This window comes from Pseudomonas sp. B21-040 (assembly GCF_024748695.1).
Classification (GTDB): Bacteria; Pseudomonadota; Gammaproteobacteria; order Pseudomonadales; family Pseudomonadaceae; genus Aquipseudomonas.
Map to the genome: position 1 here is coordinate 4617840 of NZ_CP087176.1, position 20159 is coordinate 4637998.

16 protein-coding genes and 2 pseudogenes are annotated in these 20159 nt (G+C 60.8%); 13 read left to right on the plus strand and 5 right to left on the minus strand.

All coding sequences use genetic code 11. The features are described 5' to 3' along the window. Positions 1 to 18: 18 nt before the first annotated feature. From paaG to paaK, 5 genes and pseudogenes are all read left to right on the plus strand, one after another. Positions 19 to 810 carry a 2-(1,2-epoxy-1,2-dihydrophenyl)acetyl-CoA isomerase PaaG gene (gene paaG, locus LOY55_RS21125; protein ID WP_223522666.1) on the plus strand — a complete coding sequence of 264 codons (792 nt, stop codon included), beginning with the start codon at positions 19 to 21 and terminating at the stop codon, positions 808 to 810. 3 nt (positions 811 to 813) lie between these two features. Continuing rightward, on the plus strand, positions 814 to 2331 hold the full coding sequence (gene paaH / locus LOY55_RS21130) for a 3-hydroxyacyl-CoA dehydrogenase PaaH (RefSeq protein ID WP_223522630.1): 1518 nt from the start codon (positions 814 to 816) through the stop codon (positions 2329 to 2331). After that, positions 2324 to 2773, plus strand: a complete 450-nt coding sequence (gene paaI / locus LOY55_RS21135) for a hydroxyphenylacetyl-CoA thioesterase PaaI (protein WP_046032672.1) — start codon at positions 2324 to 2326, stop codon at positions 2771 to 2773. The genes paaH and paaI overlap by 8 nt, the downstream gene beginning before the upstream one ends. Continuing rightward, positions 2766 to 3977, plus strand: a pseudogene (gene pcaF / locus LOY55_RS21140) (3-oxoadipyl-CoA thiolase). The gene paaI and the pseudogene pcaF overlap by 8 nt, the downstream one beginning before the upstream one ends. Before the next feature lie 99 nt (positions 3978 to 4076). After that, positions 4077 to 5402, plus strand: a complete 1326-nt coding sequence (paaK, locus tag LOY55_RS21145) for a phenylacetate--CoA ligase PaaK (RefSeq protein ID WP_109787287.1) — start codon at positions 4077 to 4079, stop codon at positions 5400 to 5402. Positions 5403 to 5995: 593 nt separating this feature from the next. On the opposite strand, the gene LOY55_RS21150 is transcribed toward paaK, so the two are convergent. After that, positions 5996 to 6748 (minus strand): hypothetical protein, encoded by a 753-nt coding sequence (locus LOY55_RS21150; protein WP_223522629.1) that lies wholly within the window; start codon positions 6746 to 6748, stop codon positions 5996 to 5998. 658 nt (positions 6749 to 7406) lie between these two features. Here LOY55_RS21150 and paaA point away from each other — a divergent pair. The 6 genes from paaA (at position 7407) to paaZ (ending at position 13385) form a co-directional block, all read left to right on the plus strand. Further along, entirely contained in the window at positions 7407 to 8396 is a 990-nt protein-coding gene (gene paaA / locus LOY55_RS21155; RefSeq protein WP_046032668.1) for a 1,2-phenylacetyl-CoA epoxidase subunit PaaA, read from the plus strand. A gap of 28 nt (positions 8397 to 8424) precedes the next feature. After that, positions 8425 to 8706: a 1,2-phenylacetyl-CoA epoxidase subunit PaaB gene (gene paaB / locus LOY55_RS21160; RefSeq protein ID WP_007943393.1), complete on the plus strand. Its 282-nt coding sequence runs from the start codon at positions 8425 to 8427 to the stop codon at positions 8704 to 8706. Positions 8707 to 8714: 8 nt separating this feature from the next. Further along, a complete protein-coding gene (gene paaC / locus LOY55_RS21165; RefSeq protein WP_223522628.1) occupies positions 8715 to 9476 on the plus strand; it encodes a 1,2-phenylacetyl-CoA epoxidase subunit PaaC in 762 nt (253 codons plus the stop codon). Further along, a complete protein-coding gene (gene paaD / locus LOY55_RS21170; RefSeq protein WP_223522627.1) occupies positions 9463 to 9996 on the plus strand; it encodes a 1,2-phenylacetyl-CoA epoxidase subunit PaaD in 534 nt (177 codons plus the stop codon). Before paaC ends, paaD begins: the two co-directional genes overlap by 14 nt. Positions 9997 to 10029: 33 nt before the next feature. Continuing rightward, on the plus strand, positions 10030 to 11106 hold the full coding sequence (gene paaE, locus LOY55_RS21175) for a 1,2-phenylacetyl-CoA epoxidase subunit PaaE (RefSeq protein WP_223522626.1): 1077 nt from the start codon (positions 10030 to 10032) through the stop codon (positions 11104 to 11106). A gap of 224 nt (positions 11107 to 11330) precedes the next feature. After that, positions 11331 to 13385, plus strand: a complete 2055-nt coding sequence (gene paaZ, locus LOY55_RS21180) for a phenylacetic acid degradation bifunctional protein PaaZ (RefSeq protein WP_109787291.1) — start codon at positions 11331 to 11333, stop codon at positions 13383 to 13385. Positions 13386 to 13507: 122 nt separating this feature from the next. On the opposite strand, the gene LOY55_RS21185 is transcribed toward paaZ, so the two are convergent. The 3 genes and pseudogenes from LOY55_RS21185 to LOY55_RS21195 all read right to left on the minus strand — a co-directional run bounded on the left by LOY55_RS21185 (position 13508) and on the right by LOY55_RS21195 (position 16949). Next, the gene (locus LOY55_RS21185; RefSeq protein ID WP_223522625.1) at positions 13508 to 14401 is read right to left on the minus strand and encodes a LuxR C-terminal-related transcriptional regulator; all 894 of its coding nucleotides are present in this window, start codon (positions 14399 to 14401) and stop codon (positions 13508 to 13510) included. After that, positions 14398 to 15815: pseudogene (locus tag LOY55_RS21190) on the minus strand (aminotransferase). Before LOY55_RS21190 ends, LOY55_RS21185 begins: the two are co-directional and overlap by 4 nt. A gap of 30 nt (positions 15816 to 15845) precedes the next feature. Continuing rightward, complete coding sequence (locus LOY55_RS21195; RefSeq protein WP_223522623.1) at positions 15846 to 16949, minus strand: polyamine ABC transporter substrate-binding protein; 1104 nt, start codon at positions 16947 to 16949, stop codon at positions 15846 to 15848. 228 nt (positions 16950 to 17177) lie between these two features. Between LOY55_RS21195 and LOY55_RS21200 the strand changes: the two genes are divergently transcribed. Then, entirely contained in the window at positions 17178 to 17957 is a 780-nt protein-coding gene (locus LOY55_RS21200; RefSeq protein ID WP_109787295.1) for an enoyl-CoA hydratase, read from the plus strand. Then, on the plus strand, positions 17957 to 19138 hold the full coding sequence (locus LOY55_RS21205; protein WP_046032657.1) for an acetyl-CoA C-acyltransferase family protein: 1182 nt from the start codon (positions 17957 to 17959) through the stop codon (positions 19136 to 19138). The genes LOY55_RS21200 and LOY55_RS21205 overlap by 1 nt, the downstream gene beginning before the upstream one ends. Before the next feature lie 123 nt (positions 19139 to 19261). Here the strand turns inward: LOY55_RS21205 and LOY55_RS21210 are convergent, their stop codons facing one another. Continuing rightward, entirely contained in the window at positions 19262 to 19621 is a 360-nt protein-coding gene (locus tag LOY55_RS21210) for a DUF6124 family protein (RefSeq protein WP_223522622.1), read from the minus strand. Positions 19622 to 20159 lie beyond the last annotated feature (538 nt).

Here is a 20159-nt window from a genome sequence, read left to right on the forward strand (position 1 = left end):
CCAGAGAGCGCCATGACCATGAACTTCGAACACATCCTGTTTTCCATCGAGGCCGGTGTCGCCCTGCTCAGCCTCAATCGCCCCGAGCAACTGAACAGCTTCAACGCGCAGATGCACGGTGAAGTCAAAGAAGCCCTGAAGCAGGTTCGGCAAAACCCGGACGTACGCGTTTTGCTGCTGACCGGTGAAGGTCGCGGCTTCTGTGCCGGGCAAGACCTGGGCGATCGCAATGTGGCGCCGGGCAATGCCGCGCCGGACTTGGGCGAGTCCATCGAGAAGTTCTACAACCCGCTGATCCGCCAATTGCGCGACCTGCCAATGCCGGTGATCTGCGCGGTCAACGGTGTGGCCGCTGGCGCTGGCGCCAACATCCCGCTGGCCTGCGACCTGGTGTTGGCGGCGCGTTCGGCGAGCTTCATCCAGGCCTTCTGCAAACTTGGCCTGATCCCCGACTCCGGTGGCACCTGGACCTTGCCGCGCCTGGTCGGCATGGCCCGCGCCAAGGCCCTGACCTTGCTCGGCAATCGATTGAGCGCCGAACAGGCCGAGCAATGGGGCCTGATCTACCGCTGCGTGGACGACGCCGAACTGCGTAATGAAGCGCTGACACTGGCCCGTCACCTCGCCACGCAACCGACCTACGGCCTGGCACTGATCAAACGCAGCCTCAATGCCAGCCTGAGCAACACCTTCGACGAGCAGCTTGAGCTGGAGAAAGACTTGCAACGCCTGGCCGGGCGCAGCGAGGACTACCGTGAAGGCGTCAGCGCCTTCATGGAAAAACGCAGCCCAAGCTTCAAGGGGCGCTGAGTCATGACCGCACTGAACACCAACGCACGCATCGCCGTGATCGGCGCCGGCGCCATGGGTGCCGGGATTGCACAGGTCGCGGCACAGGCCGGCCACACCGTGCTGCTGCTGGACAATCGCCCCGGCGCCGCGGCTCAAGCCATCGACGGCATTGACCGCCAACTGGGCAAACGCGTCGAGAAAGGCAAGCTCTCGGCCGACGCCCGCACCGCGACCATCGCTCGTTTGCTGCCTGTGGAAGCCATCGAAGCGCTGGCCGATTGCGAGTTGGTCATCGAAGCCATCGTCGAGAACCTTGAGGTCAAGCGCGCCCTCTTCCGCCAACTGGAAGGCATCTGCGGCGAGCGCTGCATTCTGGCGAGCAACACCTCGTCGCTGTCGATCACCAGCATCGCCGCACAACTGGATCACCCAGAACGCCTGCTGGGCCTGCACTTTTTCAACCCCGCGCCGATCATGGCGCTGGTGGAAATCGTCTCGGGGCTGGCCAGCGATCCAGCCTTGGCCGATTGCCTGTACGACACCGCCAAGGCCTGGGGCAAAAAACCGGTGCACACCCGTTCAACGCCGGGGTTCATCGTCAACCGCGTGGCCCGGCCGTTTTACGCCGAGAGCCTGCGCCTGCTGCAGGAAGGCGTTGCCGATTGCTCGACGCTGGATGCGCTGATGCGCGATGCCGGTGGCTTTGCGATGGGTGCTTTCGAACTGACAGACCTGATTGGCCATGACGTCAACTATGCGGTGACCTGCTCAGTGTTCGACGCCTATTACGCCGACACCCGCTTCCAGCCTTCGCTGATCCAGAAAGACCTGGTGGACGCCGGGCGTCTGGGGCGCAAAAGCGGTCACGGTTTCTACAGCTACGCCGAGAACGCCGAACGCCCGCAGCCGACCACCATCAGCAGCGAGCAGACCGTTGAAAGCTGCGTGATCGAAGGTGATCTCGGCGCTGCCAATGCGCTGATCCCGCGCCTGCGCACACACAACATCGAAGTCATTCAACGCGACGGCCAAGGCCTGTTGCGGGTGGGCGACGCGGTGCTGGCGTTGAGCGATGGGCGCATGGCCTGTCAGCGCGCCAGGGAAGACGGGTTGCGCAATCTGATCCTGCTCGACCTCGTGCTCGATTACGGCAACGCCAGCCGAATCGCGATCAGTTGCACAGCGGACATTGAGCCGGTGGCCCTCGAACAAGGCGTTGCCCTGCTGCAACGGGCCGGTTTCAACGTAAGCCTGCTCAACGACAGCCCGGCCCTCGCCGTGTTGCGCACTGTCGCTATGCTCGCCAACGAAGCCGCCGACGCTGTGCTGCAAAGCGTGGCGTCGGCCGCCGACATCGATCTGGCAATGCGCGCCGGGGTCAATTACCCGCAAGGCCCGCTGGCCTGGGCGGATGCCGTCGGCCTGTCGCACGTGCTCAAGGTGCTGGAAAACCTGCAAGCCAGTTACGGCGAAGAGCGCTATCGGCCCTCGCTGCTGTTGCGCCGTCGGGTCGCCGAAGGGAGGACTTTCCATGACTAATCACGAAGCGATGAACCTGGCCAGCGACTGCGCAAAAACCCTGTTCAACCGCGACGCCGCCAGCCAGGCGATGGGCATGCGCCTGCTCTCGGCGGCCCCCGGCTGTGCCCGCGTGGGCATGAGCGTGCGCGCCGACATGCTTCAAGGCCACGGTACCTGCCACGGCGGCTACCTGTTTGCGCTGGCCGACTCGGCGTTTGCCTTTGCCTGCAACAGCTACAACGACGCCACGGTGGCCATCGGTTGCAGCATCGACTACATCGCCCCGGCCCGCCTGGGCGACACCTTGACTGCCGAGTGCACCGAGCAAAGCCGTTCCGGGCGCACCGGCAACTACGACGTACGTATCGAAAACCAACAGGGGCAATTGATCGCCCTGTTCCATGGCAAATCCTACAAAGTGCGCGGCTCGGTGCTGGCGCAGGAGACCCCGAATGAATGACGCCTTGATCATCGACGCGGTGCGGACCCCGATCGGTCGCTACGCCGGAGCCTTGAGCAGCGTACGTGCCGACGACCTCGGCGCGGTGCCACTGCGTGAACTGCTGCGCCGTCACCCGTAGGTCGACTGGAATGCCGTGGATGACGTGATTTACGGGTGCGCCAACCAGGCCGGCGAAGACAACCGCAACGTCGCCCGCATGTCAGCGCTGTTGGCCGGCTTGCCGGTCAGCGTGCCCGGCACCACGCTCAACCGCTTGTGCGGCTCCGGGCTGGATGCCATCGGCACCGCGGCGCGAGCGATTCGTTGTGGCGAGGCTGGCCTGATGCTGGTCGGCGGCGTTGAATCGATGTCCCGCGCGCCACTGGTGATGGGCAAGGCCGAACAGGCGTTTTCCCGCGATGCGCAGATTTACGACACCACCATCGGCTGGCGCTTCGTCAATCCACTGATGAAGAAAACCTTTGGCATCGACTCCATGCCGGAGACGGCCGAGAACGTCGCCGAGCAGTTCAATGTCTCCCGCGCCGACCAGGACGCCTTCGCCCTGCGCAGCCAGCAGCGCGCTGGTGCCGCTCAAGCCAGTGGCCGTCTGGCCAAGGAAATCGTCGCGGTCGACATCCCGCAACGCAAAGGCCCGGCCAAAATCGTCGAGCACGATGAGCACCCGCGCGGCGATACCACGCTTGAGCAACTGCAGAAACTCGGTACGCCGTTTCGCGAAGGCGGCAGCGTCACCGCTGGCAATGCGTCCGGGGTCAACGATGGCGCGTGTGCGCTGCTGCTGGCCAGCCCGGAAGTCGCCAAACGCCACGGTTTGAAAGCGCGCGGCCGGGTGGTCGCCATGGCCACCGCCGGTGTCGAGCCACGCATCATGGGCATCGGCCCGGTGCCGGCGACCCGCAAAGTGCTGGAACTGGCCAACCTGAGCCTGGCCGACATGGACGTGATCGAACTCAACGAAGCCTTCGCTGCACAAGGCCTGGCGGTGCTGCGTGAACTGGGCCTTGGCGACAACGATCCTCGGGTCAACCCGAACGGTGGCGCGATTGCCCTTGGCCATCCGCTGGGCATGAGTGGCGCGCGCCTGGTGACCACCGCCCTGCATGAACTGGAAGAACGTCAGGGCCGCTACGCTTTGTGCACCATGTGCATCGGCGTCGGCCAGGGAATCGCGCTGATCATTGAGCGTATATCCGACTAAAGAACCGCGATTCCCAAGGCGCCCAGAGGTATCCTTGGGGCATGCACTCAAAGCCCTGCCGCGGCCGGGCCGGAACACAAAAACAATTCGAGTGAATTCATGAACATGCCAATTGCCAAAGCCGTGCTTGATCCTGTGCTGGACCCGCTGGAAACCGCCAGCATCGACGAATTGCGTCAACATCAGCTGGATCGCCTGCGCTGGAGCCTGACTCACGCCTACAACAATGTGCCGCTGTACCGTCAGCGTTTCGATGCGCTGGGTGTGCACCCGGACGACATCAAATCACTGGAAGACCTGGCGAAGTTCCCGTTCACCACCAAATCCGATCTGCGCGATAACTACCCCTACGGCATGTTCGCCGTGCCGATGAACGAGGTGGTGCGCCTGCACGCCTCCAGCGGCACCACCGGCAAGCCGACCGTGGTCGGTTACACCCAGAACGACATCGACACCTGGGCCAACGTGGTCGCCCGTTCGATCCGTGCGGCAGGCGGTCGTCGTGGCGACAAGGTGCATATTTCCTATGGCTACGGCCTGTTCACCGGCGGTCTCGGTGCCCACTACGGCGCCGAACGCCTGGGTTGCACGGTGATTCCGATGTCCGGTGGGCAGACTGAAAAACAAGTGCAACTGATCAAGGATTTCCAGCCGGACATCATCATGGTCACGCCGTCGTACATGCTCAACATCGCCGATGAAATCGAGCGCCAGGGCATCGACCCGCACAAACTGGCCCTGCGCCTGGGCATCTTCGGCGCAGAGCCGTGGACCGGCGAGCTGCGCAGTGCCATCGAGAACCGCTTGGGCATTACTGCACTGGATATTTATGGCCTGTCGGAAATCATGGGGCCAGGTGTCGCCATGGAATGCGCTGAAACCAAGGACGGACCGACGATCTGGGAAGACCATTTCTACCCGGAAATCATCGACCCGGTGACCGGCGAAGTGCTGCCGGACGGTCAGATGGGCGAACTGGTGTTCACCTCGCTGAGCAAAGAAGCCTTGCCGATGATCCGCTACCGCACCCGCGACCTGACGCGCTTGCTGCCCGGCACCGCGCGGCCAATGCGTCGTATCGACAAGATCACCGGACGCAGCGATGACATGCTGATCATTCGTGGGGTCAACGTGTTCCCGACGCAGATTGAGGAGCAGGTTTTAAAAGTTAAACAACTGGCCGAATGTTACGAGATCCATTTGTATCGCAATGGCAACATGGACAGTGTTGATGTGCATGTCGAGTTGAAGGCTGAGCACCAGCACCTGACCGATGATCAGCAGAAGGCTGTTTGCGGTGAATTGAGCAAACACATCAAGACGTATATCGGGATCAGTTCGCGGATCGTCTTGCAGCCGTTTCACTCGATCAAGCGATCTGAGGGCAAGGCTTGCCACGTTCTGGACAAACGCCCTAAAGCATGACTGCTGCACCCTTTATGGCCCCGCAATTGCGGGGCTTTTTTTTAGCTGGAACGCGTACGCCCTCTGTAGGAGTGAGCCTGCTCGCGATAGCTTTCTGGCAGCCGGCCATTTTCTATCGGGTGTACATATCCATTTTTGCGGTTACGGCGGCTATTGGTTCCGCCCTTACGGCGGGTCACTTTCGAAAAGCGCGAAAGTAACCAAAGCGCTTTTGCCCCTTTCGTTCGGTGCCTCGCTAAGGCTCGGCATGCCCTCGCTCCGGTCCTGCTCCGTGGGCCCGCCGCCATCGGCCATCCATGGCCGGGGGCGGCTAACCCGGCATCCATGCCGGGTTGCCCACTGCGCAGAACCTGCGCTCGGCCTCTCGAGGGGGCGGTGCGTCAAGATCAAAAGCGGCAGGCGAGCTAACACTCGGCCTGTTGAGTGGTGAGAAGCCAAAGCCGCACCCCGATTTTTTGTAGGAGTGAGCCTGCTCGCGATGCTTTTGCTTTGATCGTTCCCACGCTCCGCGTGGGAATGCCGCCGGGGACGCTCTGCGTCCCGTTATCGATGCGAGGTTTGGGTCTGCGCAAGAACCCTCAAAGGCCTATTGCTCAGAGTTTGCGTGACAGCGCCCGGCGTACGCTGTCGCTGTTGAGCACTGCGTTTTCTGCGGGAGCCTCGACGCTTGCCTGCACAACCTCTTCTTCCTGAACAATGACTTCTGCCAGGGCAAAAAGATCGGCCTGGGCCGGTTGCATAACCTGTGCAGGGCTTGGTGCCTGAATGCGACTGGCGACCTGATTTTCCAGCTTCTCGAGGTAGGCGTTCAAATCGCTGACCAGCAGCTTCTTGCGCTGAGAGCCCTGATAAATCGCATAGAACAAATAGCCCGCTGCCGCTAAAAGCCCCAGACCTGCGGTCGCAATACCGGCGACACACAATCCAGACACGATCAGCACGGTATTCCAGTTGAAGGGCGCCAGCTCCAGCTCGGTGTGCAGCGCGTTGCCGTCGCGCAACACCCAGCGTTTGAAGGCGGTGTGGTTCTGCAAAATGGCATGCAGCGGCGAACCATCCTTTTTCAAAGCGCTGATCAACGAGATGTCCTGGCCGGTGCGCAACGGAATATCCACACCGCGCAACTTCACGTCGTGCTCGACGCCGTCCGGGGTTTTGACCCAGAACTCATGATTAATGATCGAAACCGAACTGACACGCACCGGCGTCACTTCACTGTCCTTGCCGTTCACATGAACGCCGCCAGTGGATGTTACGCGGGTTTCGCTGAGCTTTTCGCTGCCCACCACTTCACCGCTCAGGACAGTGAAAACAACCGATTTATCGCCATGGGTGAAAGTGTGCATTTCGATTCCTTGATAGACCCACGTCAGTCGACGCGCAGGAGAAAATCCGTATGCGGCGGATGCTACTAAGTAGCCATCAGGCTGTCCAGAAATCGGAGCCTCTGTGACGCGGAGCGTCAGGGGATGCATTCCCACGCAGAGCGTGGGAACGATCAAGCAAAAGCATCGCGAGCAGGCTCACTCCTGCAAAAAAAAATCGGCGTACATCTTTTGCTCCCCACCACTCAAGGCCGAGCGTTAGCTCGCCTGCAGCCTTTGATCTTGACGCACCGCCCCCTCGAGAGGCCGAGCGCAGGTTCTGCGCAGTGGGCAACCCGGCAAGGATGCCGGGTTAGCCGCCCCCGGCCATGGATGGCCGATGGCGGCGGGCCCACGGAGCAGGACCGGAGCGAGGGTATGCCGAGCCTAGGCGAGGCACCGAACGAAAGGGGCAAACACGCTTTGGTTACTTTGGCGCTCTTCCAAAGTGACCCGCTGTAAGAGCGGAACCAATAGAAGCCATCACAAAAAAAACGGATATGCCCCCGACCAAACCAACCACCCATCCCAAAGCGATACAAAAACACATACGACACACCATTTTATGTTTGATATTAATTTCTGTATCGCTTATAAAGTTCTCCATGCCATCAAACAGATTCACGGCGGGAGACCAAAAATGTACGCACAGCTCGTAGAAACCGGCGTAAAGCGCATCAAAGACCTCTCGGAGATGTCCGAGGAGGAACGCGCCTTCCAGGAAAAAATCGATTCAGAAATAAAGATCGAAGCCAAGAATTGGATGCCAGATGCTTACCGGCAAACCCTGATCCGGCAGATTTCCCAGCACGCCCACTCTGAAATCGTCGGCATGCTGCCCGAAGGCAACTGGGTCACCCGCGCGCCGACGCTGAAACGCAAACTGCAATTGATGGCGAAGATTCAGGACGAGGCCGGTCATGGCCTGTACCTCTACAGCGCCATGGAAACCCTGGGCGCCGACCGCGATGAAGAAATCGCCAAGCTGCACAGCGGCAAGGCCAAGTATTCGAGCATTTTCAATTACCCGACGCTGAACTGGGCCGACATGGGCGCGGTGGGCTGGCTGGTGGACGGCGCGGCGATCGTCAATCAGGTGGTGTTGCAGCGCACCTCTTATGGCCCCTACTCCCGGGCCATGGTGCGGATCTGCAAGGAAGAAAGTTTCCACCAGCGCCAGGGTTACGAAATCCTCCTGACCATGATGCGCCACGGCAATCAGGCGCAAAAAGACATGGTCCAGGACGCGATCAACCGTCTGTGGTGGCCATCGCTGATGATGTTCGGCCCAAGCGACGAACACTCGCCGAACAGCGCTCAGTCCATGGCCTGGAAAATCAAGCGCCAGAGCAACGACGAACTGCGCCAGCGCTTCATCGACCAGACCATCCCGCAACTGGAACTGCTGGGCTGCACCTGCCCGGACCCGGATTTGAAGTGGAACGCCGAAACCGGCCACTACGACTTCGGCGAGATCCAGTGGAGCGAATTCTACGAAGTGCTCAAGGGCAACGGCCCATGCAACCAGGAACGCGTCGCCACCCGCCGCAAGGCGATTGAAGACGGTGCCTGGGTTCGCGAAGCCGCCGTCGCCCACGCCCGCAAAAAACAAAACAAGAACGCCGCCTGATCCGGCCACCTGATGTGGAGTCATTGAAATGTCTGAATGGACCCTTTTTGAAGTCTTCGTGCGCAGCAAGCACGGCCTCAACCACAAGCACGTCGGCAGCGTGCACGCCGCCGACACCACCATGGCCATCGAGAACGCGCGCGAGCTCTACACCCGTCGCAGCGAAGGCGTGAGCCTGTGGGTGGTGCCGTCGGCACTGATTACCGCTTCGTCGCCGGATGAAAAAGACCCGCTGTTCGATCCGTCGGACGACAAGGTGTATCGCCACGCCAGCTTCTACGAGCTGCCGGCCGAAGTCGGGCACATGTGAGGTCGACCATGAACAACCAGACTGATCTGATCGAATACCTGCTGCGCCTCGGCGACAGCGCCCTGATCCAGGGCCAGCGCCTGTGCCAATGGTGCGGCAAGGCCCCGGCGCTGGAAGAAGAATTGGCGTTGATGAACGTCGGCCTCGACCTGGTGGGTCAGGCACGCAACTGGCTGGAATACGCCGCCGAACTGCTGAACGACGGCCGCAGCGCCGATGACCTGGCGTTCCGCCGTGACGAGCGCGCTTATCGCAACCTGCTGCTGGTGGAGCAACCCAACGGCGACTTCGCGGTGACCATGCTCAAGCAGTTCCTCTATGACGCCTGGCATTTGCCGGTGCTGCAGGGTCTGAGCCAGTCCAGCGACGAGCGCATTGCCGGGATCGCCGCCAAAGCGGTCAAGGAAGTGACCTATCACCTGCGCCGCTCCGGCGAGTGGGTCGAGCGCCTGGGTGACGGCACTGAAGAAAGCCATCGGCGCATGCTGGCGGCGATCCCTGAGGTCTGGCGCTTCACCGTCGAACTGATTGCCGTCGATGACAGCGAGCAGCGCCTGTGCGAAGCCGGCATCACCCCTGACATCGCCAGCGTTGCCGCGCAGTGGCAAGCCAAGGTCAACGCAATTTTCGCCAGTGCCACCCTGCCCGTACCCGCCGCGCCAAATTATTTCTACCTGAACGCACGCAAAGGGCTGCACACCGAACACCTCGGCATCCTGTTGGCAGAGATGCAATTCCTGCCACGAGCGTACCCCGATGCAACCTGGTGAGCTGATCGCCAGCGACCAGGGCGCCCGGGCGCCACAACCGACCGACCTGGCCGCTGCGTGGGCAACCCTGGCGCAGGTCATGGACCCGGAAGTGCCGGTGGTCAGCGTGGTCGACCTCGGCATCGTCCGCGACCTGGACTGGCAGGCCGGTCACTTGCACGTGGTGGTCACGCCGACCTACTCCGGTTGCCCCGCCACCGAAGTAATCGAAAGCGACATCCGCGAGGCACTGGAACTGGCCGGGTTCAGAGCGCCGCAACTTGAGCGCAAGTTGACCCCGGCGTGGACCACCGACTGGATCAGCGCCAGTGGCCGTGAACGCTTGCGCGCCTATGGCATCGCCCCGCCGGAGGGCAGCACCAGCAAGCGCAGCCTGCTCGGTGAAAGCCCAGTGGTCGTCTGCCCGCAATGCGGCAGCGCCCACACCGAAGTGCTCAGCGAGTTCGGTTCCACCGCGTGCAAGGCCCTGTATCGCTGCATCGATTGCCGGGAACCGTTCGACTATTTCAAGTGCATCTGAGCGGCAATCGGCCGTCCCAGCTGGAGAACAATAATGAGTAAATTTCACAGCCTGACCATCAAGGACGTGCGCACCGAGACCCGTGACGCGGTGTCCATCGCCTTCGAGATTCCGCAACACCTGCAGGACAGTTTTCACTTCACCCAGGGCCAGCACCTGGTGATGCGCACCCAGTTGGACGGCGAAGAAGTCCGCCGTTCTTACTCGATCTGCACCGGCGTGAATGACGGTGAGCTGCGCATCGCGGTCAAGCGGGTGACGGGTGGGTGCTTCTCGGCGTTTGCCAACGAGCAACTCAAGGCAGGGCACACGCTGGACGTCATGCCGCCCGCCGGGCACTTCAGTGTCGAACTCGACCCGGCGCGCCACGGCCAGTACCTGGCCGTAGCAGCGGGCAGCGGCATCACGCCGATCCTGTCGATCATCAAGACCACCCTGGAAACCGAGCCGCACAGCCGCGTCACCCTGCTGTACGGCAACCGTTCCAGCTCTGGCGCGCTGTTTCGCGAGCAACTGGAAGACCTGAAAAACCGCTACTTGCAGCGTCTGAACCTGATTTTCGTGTTCAGCCGCGAGCAGCAGGATGTCGACCTGTACAACGGCCGGATCAACGCCGAGAAATGCGAACAGTTGTTCTCCCGCTGGCTTGACGTCAAAGCCCTCGACGCCGCGTTCATTTGCGGCCCGCAAGAGATGACCGAAACCGTGCGCGACAGCCTCAAGGCCAAAGGCATGGCGTCTGAGCGTATCCATTTCGAACTGTTCGCCGCCGCTGGCAGCCAGCAGAAACGTGAAGCCCGCGAGGCGGCCCGCCAGGTGGATGCGGCGGTCAGCCAGATCACCGTCATCAGCGATGGCCGCGCATTGGCTTTTGATCTGCCGCGCAACAGCCAGAGCATCCTCGATGCCGGCAACGCCCAGGGTGCCGAACTGCCCTACTCGTGCAAGGCCGGCGTGTGCTCGACCTGCAAGTGCAAGGTCATCGAAGGCGAAGTGGAAATGGACAGCAACCACGCCCTCGAAGACTACGAAGTGGCCGCCGGCTATGTGCTGTCGTGCCAGGCGTTCCCGATCAGCGACAAAGTGGTGCTGGATTTCGATCAACTCTAACCCCCTGACGCTCGTAGCAGCGGCGTCCGACTTGTAGCAGCTGTCGAGCCTGCGAGGCTGCGTTCGGCTGCGAAGCAGTCGTGAAATCAGGCGCGGTGGTGTTTCAGGAGCATCGCGTCCTCAGGTTTTACGACTGCTTCGCAGCCGAACGCAGCCTCGCTGGGGCTCGACAGCTGCTACGGGATCGTGCACGACCAACAATTTGATAACCCGGAGCAATCGTGATGCCTCACGCCCCTACCCTGCAGAGTTTCATCGCCGGTCGCTGGATCGGTCAACAAGGCGCACAGATCCTGCGCAGCGCCATCGACGGCCATGAAATCGCCCGCACTCACGAAGAGCGCCCGGATTTCGCCGAAGCCATCGAGCACGGCCGCCGCCAAGGCATCAGTGGCTTGATGGCGCTGGACTTCCAGCAACGCGCCCAACGTCTCAAGGCACTGGCCTTGTACCTGAGCGAGCGCAAGGAACAGCTGTACGCGATTTCCCACCACAGCGGCGCGACCCGTGCCGACAGCTGGATCGACATCGAAGGCGGCAACAGCACCCTCTTCACCTACGCCAGCCTGGGCTCGCGGGAATTGCCATCGGGCAACATCGTCCATGAAGGCCCGGCGATGCAGCTGAGCAAACTCGGGACCTTCGCCGGCACGCACATTCTGGTGCCACGCGGTGGCCTGGCCGTGCACATCAACGCCTTCAACTTCCCGATCTGGGGCATGTTGGAAAAGTTTGCACCGAGCTTTCTCGCCGGCATGCCGTGCATCGTCAAACCGGCCAGCGCCACCAGCTACCTGACCGAAGCCGTGGTGCGCCTGATGGACGAATCCGGCTTGCTGCCACCGGGCAGCTTGCAGTTGATCATCGGCAGTACCGGTGACTTGCTCGACCGCTTGCAGGGCCAGGACGTGGTGACCTTCACCGGTTCCGCCGACACCGCCGCCAAGCTTCGGGTCAATCCGAACCTGATCCGCAACTCGGTGCCGTTCAATGCCGAAGCCGACTCGCTGAACTGCGCGATCCTCGCCCCGGACGTGACCCCGGACGACGAAGAATTCGAGCTGTTCATCAAGGAAGTCGCCCGGGAGATGACCACCAAGGCCGGGCAGAAATGCACCGCCATTCGCCGCGCCATCGTGCCGGCCAAACACATTGACGCGGTCGCGACCCGCTTGCGTGATCGCCTGGCCAAAGTCGTGGTCGGAGACCCGTCAGTGGAAGGCGTGCGCATGGGTGCGCTGGCGTCCCACGATCAGCAGAAAGACGTGGCCGAGCGCCTGGAAAGCCTGTTGCAGAGCAGCGACATGCTGTTCGGCGCCCGTGACGGTTTCGAACCGCGCGGCGAGAACGTCAGCCAGGGCGCGTTCTTCGCCCCGACCTTGCTGCAAGCTCGCGATCCGCACGCCGAAGGTGGCGCGCACGATATCGAAGCGTTCGGCCCGGTCAGCACCCTGATGGCGTACGACGATCTCGACGAAGCCCTGGCGCTGGCCGCTCGCGGCAAAGGCAGCCTGGTGGCGAGTCTGATCACCAAGGATCCGCAGATCGCCGCCAAGGCCATCCCTGTCGCAGCGGCGTGGCACGGTCGCTTGCTGGTGCTGGATCGCAATTGCGCCGCCGAGTCCACCGGCCACGGCTCGCCACTGCCGCAACTCAAGCACGGTGGCCCGGGTCGTGCCGGTGGCGGTGAGGAACTCGGCGGTCTGCGCGCGGTGAAACACTACCTGCAACGCGCAGCGGTACAAGGCTCGCCGACCATGCTGGCCGCCGTCACCGGTGAATACGTACGCGGCGCCCAGGTCATCGAAACCGAGGTGCATCCATTCCGCCGGTTCTTCCAGGATCTGCAGATTGGTGAGTCGCTGCTGACCCACCGTCGCACCGTGACCGAAGCCGATCTGGTGAACTTCGGTTGCCTGTCCGGCGATCACTTCTACATGCATTTCGACGACATCGCCGCCAAGGAATCGCAGTTTGGCAAACGCATCGCCCACGGCTACTTCGTGTTGTCGGCAGCGGCCGGGCTTTTCGTTTCCCCAGCGCCGGGGCCGGTACTGGCCAACTACGGCCTGGATACATTGCGCTTTATCAATCCGGTGGGGATTGGCGACACGATTCAGGCGCGATTGACCTGCAAACGCAAAATCGACCAAGGGAAGAAGAGCCCGCAAGGCATTCCGCAAGGGGTGGTGGCGTGGGATGTTGAGGTGACTAACCAGCTGGGAGAGCTGGTGGCCAGTTACGACATTCTGACCCTGGTCGTTAAACGCGAGGATTGATCTCCACTGATCGTTCCCACGCTCTGCGTGGGAATGCAGCCCGTGACGCTCCGCGTCACAGTGGACGCAGAGCGTCCTAACAGGCGTTCCCACGCAGAGCGTGGGAACGATCAATTTTGGGGTCAGTGCTGGCGCAACCACTCGATAAACAGTGCAAACAACTCCGACTGCGACCCGACCTGCAGTTTCAGGTACAGGTTCTTGCGGTGCATGCGCACGGTTTCCGGGGAAATGCTCAGTTGGCTCGCGGTGGATTTCACCGAGTGCCCCCTGAGCACCATGTGCGCCACTTCCCGCTCGCGTTCGGTCAGCACCTCGCAGCCAAAGTTTTCGAAGGCGCACTGCACGCGCTGCTTCAGATCATCACGCACACTTTCAATCACCGTGCTGCGCGCCAGGCCTCGACGGCCGAACTCGCTGATGAACTCGCGAACCAACGGCTCGACCGCCCGCAACAGGTTCAGTTGTTCCGCCCGCAGGCTTTCCCCACCAAAACCCTGAAACAGGCTGACCGAGACCTGGCTGTCATGGCCGGTATCGATCAGGTAAAAACTGTCCTCCGAACACCCGGCCTTCACGTAATAAGTCTTGTAGTACTCGCTGTCGAAGAAGTTGTCCGGGGCTATTTCCTCCAGGTGATAAAACCCTTCGGCCAAGCCCTGCTCCACCGCCAGGCAAAACGGGTCGAGCAGGTAACCACCGGAAAAATAACGGTCGATGATCGACTCCCGATACTCCTCCGGGATGCCGCGCTGATACAGCAACTGCGGCGGCCGGTCCTTGTGTTCGAGGCTGATCATCACCGACTCGATGGACACCAGGTGCCCGAACGCCGACGCCAGGTATTGCAGCGCATCAGGCTCGTCGACATGGGCGAATGCTTCGCGCATGTCGCCGTGCCATTTGTGCAACGCCCCGAAGGGCAATGCGATCAGCGTTTCGTCGTTGGGTTTGCTCATGCCCCGCAGTCTAGCGGGAGAACCGGCACCGGGTAACCGCAGATTGAGCGAATTCATTGCCCGAAGTACTGGCCGTTTTTCTCAAGTTCGGCCGCCACTTCAAGAATGCACACCCGCAGAATCTCGACGATTTCATCGACCTGGGCGCACGTCAGGATCAGCGGCGGCGACATGACGTTGAGGTGCATGATCGGCCGCACCAGCAAGCCGCGAGACTGGGCACGGGAGTGAATCATTTCGCCAATATTCACCTCGTCGGCAAACAACGCCTTGGTGCGTTTGTCGGCCACGAACTCCACGCACGCCATGAACTTCTGGCAGCGCACATCGCCCACCAGCGGCAAGTCGCTGAGCGTCGCCAGCCGTTCCTCCAGATAAGCGCCGACCACATCGACATGCGCCAGCAACTGTTCGCGCTCGATGATTTCGATGTTCTTCAGCGCCGCCGTGCAGCACACCGGATGACCGCTGTAGGTAAAACCGTGGGTAAAGCAGCGGCCCTTGCCGGGCTCGGCGATAACCTTCCAGATACGGTCGGAAAAAATGCACGCGCCCAGCGGCAGGTAGGCCGAGGTCAGGCCCTTGGCCGTGGTGATGATGTCGGGCTGCACGTCGAACAGATCATAAGACGCGAAGAACTTGCCCAGGCGACCGAACGAGGTCACCACTTCATCGGCCACAAACAGAATGTCGTAGCGCTGACAGACTTCCCACATGCGCTTGAGGTAACCCTTGGGCGGAATGATCACCCCGCCGGAACCCATGATCGGCTCGGCAAAGAAGCCCGCCACCTTGTCCGCGCCGATGGAAAGAATCTTGTCTTCGAACTCCTTGATCAGAAATTCGAGAAACTGTGCTTCGTCCATGCCGTCCGGTGCGCGGTACGGGTTGGGGTTGGACACGTGGTGAATCTTGTCGTTGGCGTAATCGAACTCCGGCACGCGGTCGGCGGCCTTGTTGCCGATCGACATCGTCAGCGTGGTGGAGCCGTGATACGCGTTAAAACGGGCGATGACGTGCTTTTTTTCCGGTTTGCCACGGCAGTTCTGGTAGTACTGAATCAGGCGGTACGCGGTGTCCACAGCGGTGGAGCCGCCAGTGGTCAGGAACACGTGGTCGAGATCGCCCGGCGCCAGGCTGGCGAGTTTTTCGCACAACTGAATGGCGACGTTGTTGGACATGTCGGAAAACGGATTCGAATACGCCAGTTGCCGCACCTGATCGGCAATCGCCAGGGCCATTTCCTCACGGCCCAAGCCGATGTTGGTGCACCACATGCCACCCACCGCATCGAGAAAACGGTTGCCCTGAGCGTCGTAGATGTAGGCACCGTCACCGGCCACAATGTTCAGCGCCCCTGTTCGGCGTGCTCGTCGAACATGTGATAGCCGTGCATGTAATGGGCTTTATCGGCCTTGATCAAATGGGCGTCATTCACGGTCGGCAGTACTTTCAACGTTGGAGTAGCCATACAAAAACCTCAAACCGAAGGGTTAAACGATCAAATCCCGCTCTTCACCGTGCTCCAGACACGGGTAATGGCGCGCATCTCTTTCGCGTCCTGAGTCTTTTGCGGAAACAACCGCCGGCGGGTTTCTTCATCGGGATAAATCGCCAGGTTGTTGCGCACGTCGGCATCCACTAACGGGGTGGCCGCCGCGTTACTGTTGGCGTAATGAATGAAGTCGGTGACGTCGGCCATCACCTGCGGCTGCATCAAGTACTCGAGGAACTTGTGGGCATTGGCGACATGCGGGGCATCGGCGGGGATGTACATGTTGTCGAACCAGATCAGCGAACCTTCCTTGGGAATGAAATAGGCCAGTTTGATCTTCAACTTGGCTTCTTCGGCGCGGGCCATAGCCGTCGCGTAGTCGCCAGACCAGGTCATGGCCATGCAGACATCGCCATTGGGCAGGCTGGTCAGGTAGTTCACCGAATCGAACTTCTTGATGTAAGGCCTGACCGTCAACAGCAACTCTTGCGCGGCTTTCAGATCTTCCGGGGCCGCACTTCGCGGATCGCGTCCCAGGTACTTCAAGGCCAGGGGAATGACTTCAGTGGGCGCATCGACCAGGGTGACGCCGCAGTCGGCGAAGCGCGAGACGATTTTTGGATCGAAAATCATCGCCAGCGAACCGATTGGCGCATCCGGCATGCGTTCCTTGATCTTGTCGACGTTGTAAGTGATGCCGTTGCTGCCCCAGGTGTAAGGCGCGGAGTACACCGCTCCGGCATCAAAGCCCTGCAAGTCCTGCAAGACTTTCGGGTCAAGGTTGGTCCAGCCTGGCAGCAACTTCTTGTCCAGCGGCTGGAACACTTTGGCCTTGATCAAGGGCGGCGCAAGGGAGGCATTCAACACCACCAGATCGTAACCGGAGTGCCCGGTCAGCAACTTCGCCTGCACCGTTTCATAGGCATCAAACGTGTCGTAGATCACTTTGATGCCGGAGGCTTTCTCGAAATTGGCAATGGTTTTTTCGCCAATGTAATCGGCCCAGTTATAAAGCCGCAGGGTATTGCTCTCGTTCACGTCGTCGGCGTGGGCATTCAATGTCAGCGGAGCAAGCAACAGACTGGAAATCACCATGAGGGCCTTGCGCATAGCAAATTCACCTTATCAAGCGAAGTCGGTTCTGGATGACCGGTTGACTCCACTATTGAGCAATTGGGCAAACGGCACCATACCCGAATGGGTGTGTGAACCGTTTGACCGGCAGCGCCGTGGTGCAACATGGCAAAAAGCAGCAGATTCGTTGACTCGTTTTGTCATAGCTCCCGCGCGGGCCGGGCGCTTAGAGTGGCTGCCGGACAAAACAGGCGGGGGCATTTCATGAGCGAGCTGATCAAACACGATCGAAACGAAGGCGTTTTGACGCTCACCCTTGACCGCCCCGACAAGCTCAATGCACTGAACAACAGCCTGTACACGCAGTTGGCCGACCGCTTGCTGGCCGCTGATGAAGACGACGACGTCGGCGTGATTGTGCTCACCGGTGGCCCTACGTGCTTTACCAGCGGCAATGACCTGGCGGACTTTCTCGAACATCCGCCGACGCATCTGGACAGCCCGGCGTTTCGCTTGATGAATGTCGTCATTCATCTGCAAAAGCCGCTGATCGCTGCTGTTTGCGGCGCGGCCATCGGCATTGGCACCACGTTGCTGATGCATTGCGATCAGGTGCTGGTCACGCGTAACGCCAAGCTGCGCACGCCGTTTGTAAACCTGGGGCTGTGCCCGGAATTCGGCGCGAGTCTGTTGTTGCCGCGCCTGCTCGGCCACGCTCGCGCCGCGCGTCTATTGTTATGGGGCGACAGCCTCGACGGCGCTGCGGCGGTCGCGTGTGGGCTGGCCAACGAACTGTTCGACGACGGCCAACAATGCCTCGCCGCCGCACAAATTCTGGCCCGGCGCCTGCTGGCATTGCCACAAGAATCCCTGCGCCAGACCCGGCAACTGCTCAAACAGGCGTCATTGCCGGAGCTCAAAGCCACCATTCGTCAGGAAAACCTGTTGTTCATCGAGCGCGTTAATTCGCCTGAAGCGCAAACAGCGTTGACCGCCCTACTCAATCGCAGTACAGAAAAGCATTCACCAAGAGGAAAGCCGTAATGAACACCCCGGATATTTTTGTTGTCAGCGCCGCACGTACCGCCATTGGCACCTTTGGTGGTTCGCTCAAAGACGTTCCGCTGGCCGACCTGGCGACCACGGCCGTCAAGGCCGCCCTGCAACGCTCCGGCGTAGACCCGGCGCAAGTTGGCCATCTGGTGATGGGCAGCGTGATCCCGACCGAAACCCGCGACGCCTACATCTCCCGCGTTGCCGCCATGAACGCCGGCATCCCGAAAGAAACCCCGGCCTACAACGTCAACCGCCTGTGCGGTTCCGGCCTGCAAGCGATCATCAATGCCGCGCAAACCCTGATGCTGGGCGATGCCGACATCGTCGTCGGTGCCGGCGCCGAATCCATGAGCCGCGGGCCTTACATCATGCCAGCCGCCCGCTGGGGTGCGCGCATGGGCAACATCCAGGCCATCGACTACATGCTGGGCATCCTGCATGACCCGTTCCACGGCATCCACATGGGTATCACCGCCGAGAACGTCGCCGAGCGCAACGGCATCACCCGTGAAATGCAAGACGCCCTGGCCCTGGAAGACCAGAAACGCGCGGCCTTCGCCATCGCCAATGGCTACTTCAGCGAACAAATCGTTGGCGTGGAAATCCGTGATCGCAAGGAAACCAAGCTGTTCAGCGTCGACGAACACCCTCGCGCTACCACGCTGGAACAACTGGCGGGCATGAAGCCAGCGTTCAAGAAAGACGGCTCGGTGACGGCCGGCAACGCTTCTGGCCTGAACGACGGCGCCGCTGCGCTGGTCATGGCCACCGGTGCCGCTGTACAGAGCAACAACCTGCGCCCGCTGGCCCGTCTGGTCAGCTACGCCCACGCCGGTGTTGAACCGGAATTGATGGGCCTCGGTCCGGTGCCTGCCACCCGCCTGGCGCTCAAGCGTGCCGGCCTGACCGTCGCCGACATGGACGTGATCGAAGCCAACATCGCCTTCGCCGCCCAGGCTTGTGCGGTCAGCCAGGAACTGGACCTCGACCCGGCCAAGGTCAACCCGAACGGTTCGGGTATTTCCCTGGGCCACCCGGTCGGCGCGACAGGCGCAATCATCGCCACCAAAGCCATCCACGAACTGCACCGCACCAACGGCCGTTATGCGCTGGTGACCATGTGCATCGGTGGCGGCCAGGGGATTGCGGCGATTTTTGAGCGGGTTTAAATCTCCAAGCTATTTACCCCGGAACTGCGGCAGTTCCGGGGACAAACCGCTCCCTCAATAACGAACCAACATCAAACATATACCGGTGGCGAGGGAGCTTGCTTCCTCGCCACCGGACAGTGGTTACGCAGGTAACTCAATTTTATCCAGCACCCGATTCGCCGTGATCTCCGCCACCATGATGCTGTTGGAAATCCCCAACAGGGCGTGGCGAGACTCTCCCTCCAGATGATCCACCAAGTGATGGACCATCACATCGACCGAGGCCAGCGTCTCGACCAAAAAAACCGCCAGGGTTTCGGCTGTGGCCTCTGGGTCCACGGCAAACAGTTTGCTGGGTTTACGCGCGGTGGCTTTGATGTCGGCATTCGACGGGAAGTGGAAGTTGAGTGCGCGCTCGGCAGCTTCATTGAGTTTTTTTGAATCGGATTCGTACGGGGAAACCGGATCGGTGTCTGGAGGATTAGGCGTAACTTTGAACATGGTGTAACTCCTAGAGAAATGGAGCTGCCACGATTCGCTGCGAAACGAAAATAAGGTGGCAACTGTACGCGGGTTCGCAGACCAGGACTCTAGGAACCCGGCAGACCCGAAGGTCTCCCACGCACAGCCGCCATGACATGACATGAGTGACAGACCTGACGAAGCATCTGTTCACGGACGGTAGACGTTGTGCGTCTAGAGATTGCCCGGGCTGCGAAACCCGATCACTGATGGGCAGTGACACGAATCAAGTTACCGAGCAGCCCCAAGGCGCACAAGCCAGCGGATTCTGGCGTAGCCGTAGGCAACGGCGCAAGGTTTTGTAGCTTTCAGGAAGTAAGCTTGAGTGGCTTTAAACAAGCAATAACGGAAGACGTTGATTGACATGAAGAACCTGTCCTACAGGAGGCGGCACCTCTAGAGTCAAAGCCGAAGTCATCCATTATTGGGGCCACAACAAGCAACAGATTTGATTGGATATCTCCGCACTGGATGGATTGCTTAGCTCAATAAACGCCATCTGCTGAATTCAACAGAA

Coding starts and splice junctions, on each gene's coding strand:
- paaG (WP_223522666.1), top strand. CDS start 19: ATGAACTTCGAACACATCCTGTTTTCCATCGAGGCCGGTGTCGCCCTG.
- paaH (WP_223522630.1), top strand. CDS start 814: ATGACCGCACTGAACACCAACGCACGCATCGCCGTGATCGGCGCCGGC.
- paaI (WP_046032672.1), top strand. CDS start 2,324: ATGACTAATCACGAAGCGATGAACCTGGCCAGCGACTGCGCAAAAACC.
- paaK (WP_109787287.1), top strand. CDS start 4,077: ATGAACATGCCAATTGCCAAAGCCGTGCTTGATCCTGTGCTGGACCCG.
- LOY55_RS21150 (WP_223522629.1), bottom strand. CDS start 6,748: ATGCACACTTTCACCCATGGCGATAAATCGGTTGTTTTCACTGTCCTG.
- paaA (WP_046032668.1), top strand. CDS start 7,407: ATGTACGCACAGCTCGTAGAAACCGGCGTAAAGCGCATCAAAGACCTC.
- paaB (WP_007943393.1), top strand. CDS start 8,425: ATGTCTGAATGGACCCTTTTTGAAGTCTTCGTGCGCAGCAAGCACGGC.
- paaC (WP_223522628.1), top strand. CDS start 8,715: ATGAACAACCAGACTGATCTGATCGAATACCTGCTGCGCCTCGGCGAC.
- paaD (WP_223522627.1), top strand. CDS start 9,463: ATGCAACCTGGTGAGCTGATCGCCAGCGACCAGGGCGCCCGGGCGCCA.
- paaE (WP_223522626.1), top strand. CDS start 10,030: ATGAGTAAATTTCACAGCCTGACCATCAAGGACGTGCGCACCGAGACC.
- paaZ (WP_109787291.1), top strand. CDS start 11,331: ATGCCTCACGCCCCTACCCTGCAGAGTTTCATCGCCGGTCGCTGGATC.
- LOY55_RS21185 (WP_223522625.1), bottom strand. CDS start 14,401: ATGAATTCGCTCAATCTGCGGTTACCCGGTGCCGGTTCTCCCGCTAGA.
- LOY55_RS21195 (WP_223522623.1), bottom strand. CDS start 16,949: ATGCGCAAGGCCCTCATGGTGATTTCCAGTCTGTTGCTTGCTCCGCTG.
- LOY55_RS21200 (WP_109787295.1), top strand. CDS start 17,178: ATGAGCGAGCTGATCAAACACGATCGAAACGAAGGCGTTTTGACGCTC.
- LOY55_RS21205 (WP_046032657.1), top strand. CDS start 17,957: ATGAACACCCCGGATATTTTTGTTGTCAGCGCCGCACGTACCGCCATT.
- LOY55_RS21210 (WP_223522622.1), bottom strand. CDS start 19,621: ATGTTCAAAGTTACGCCTAATCCTCCAGACACCGATCCGGTTTCCCCG.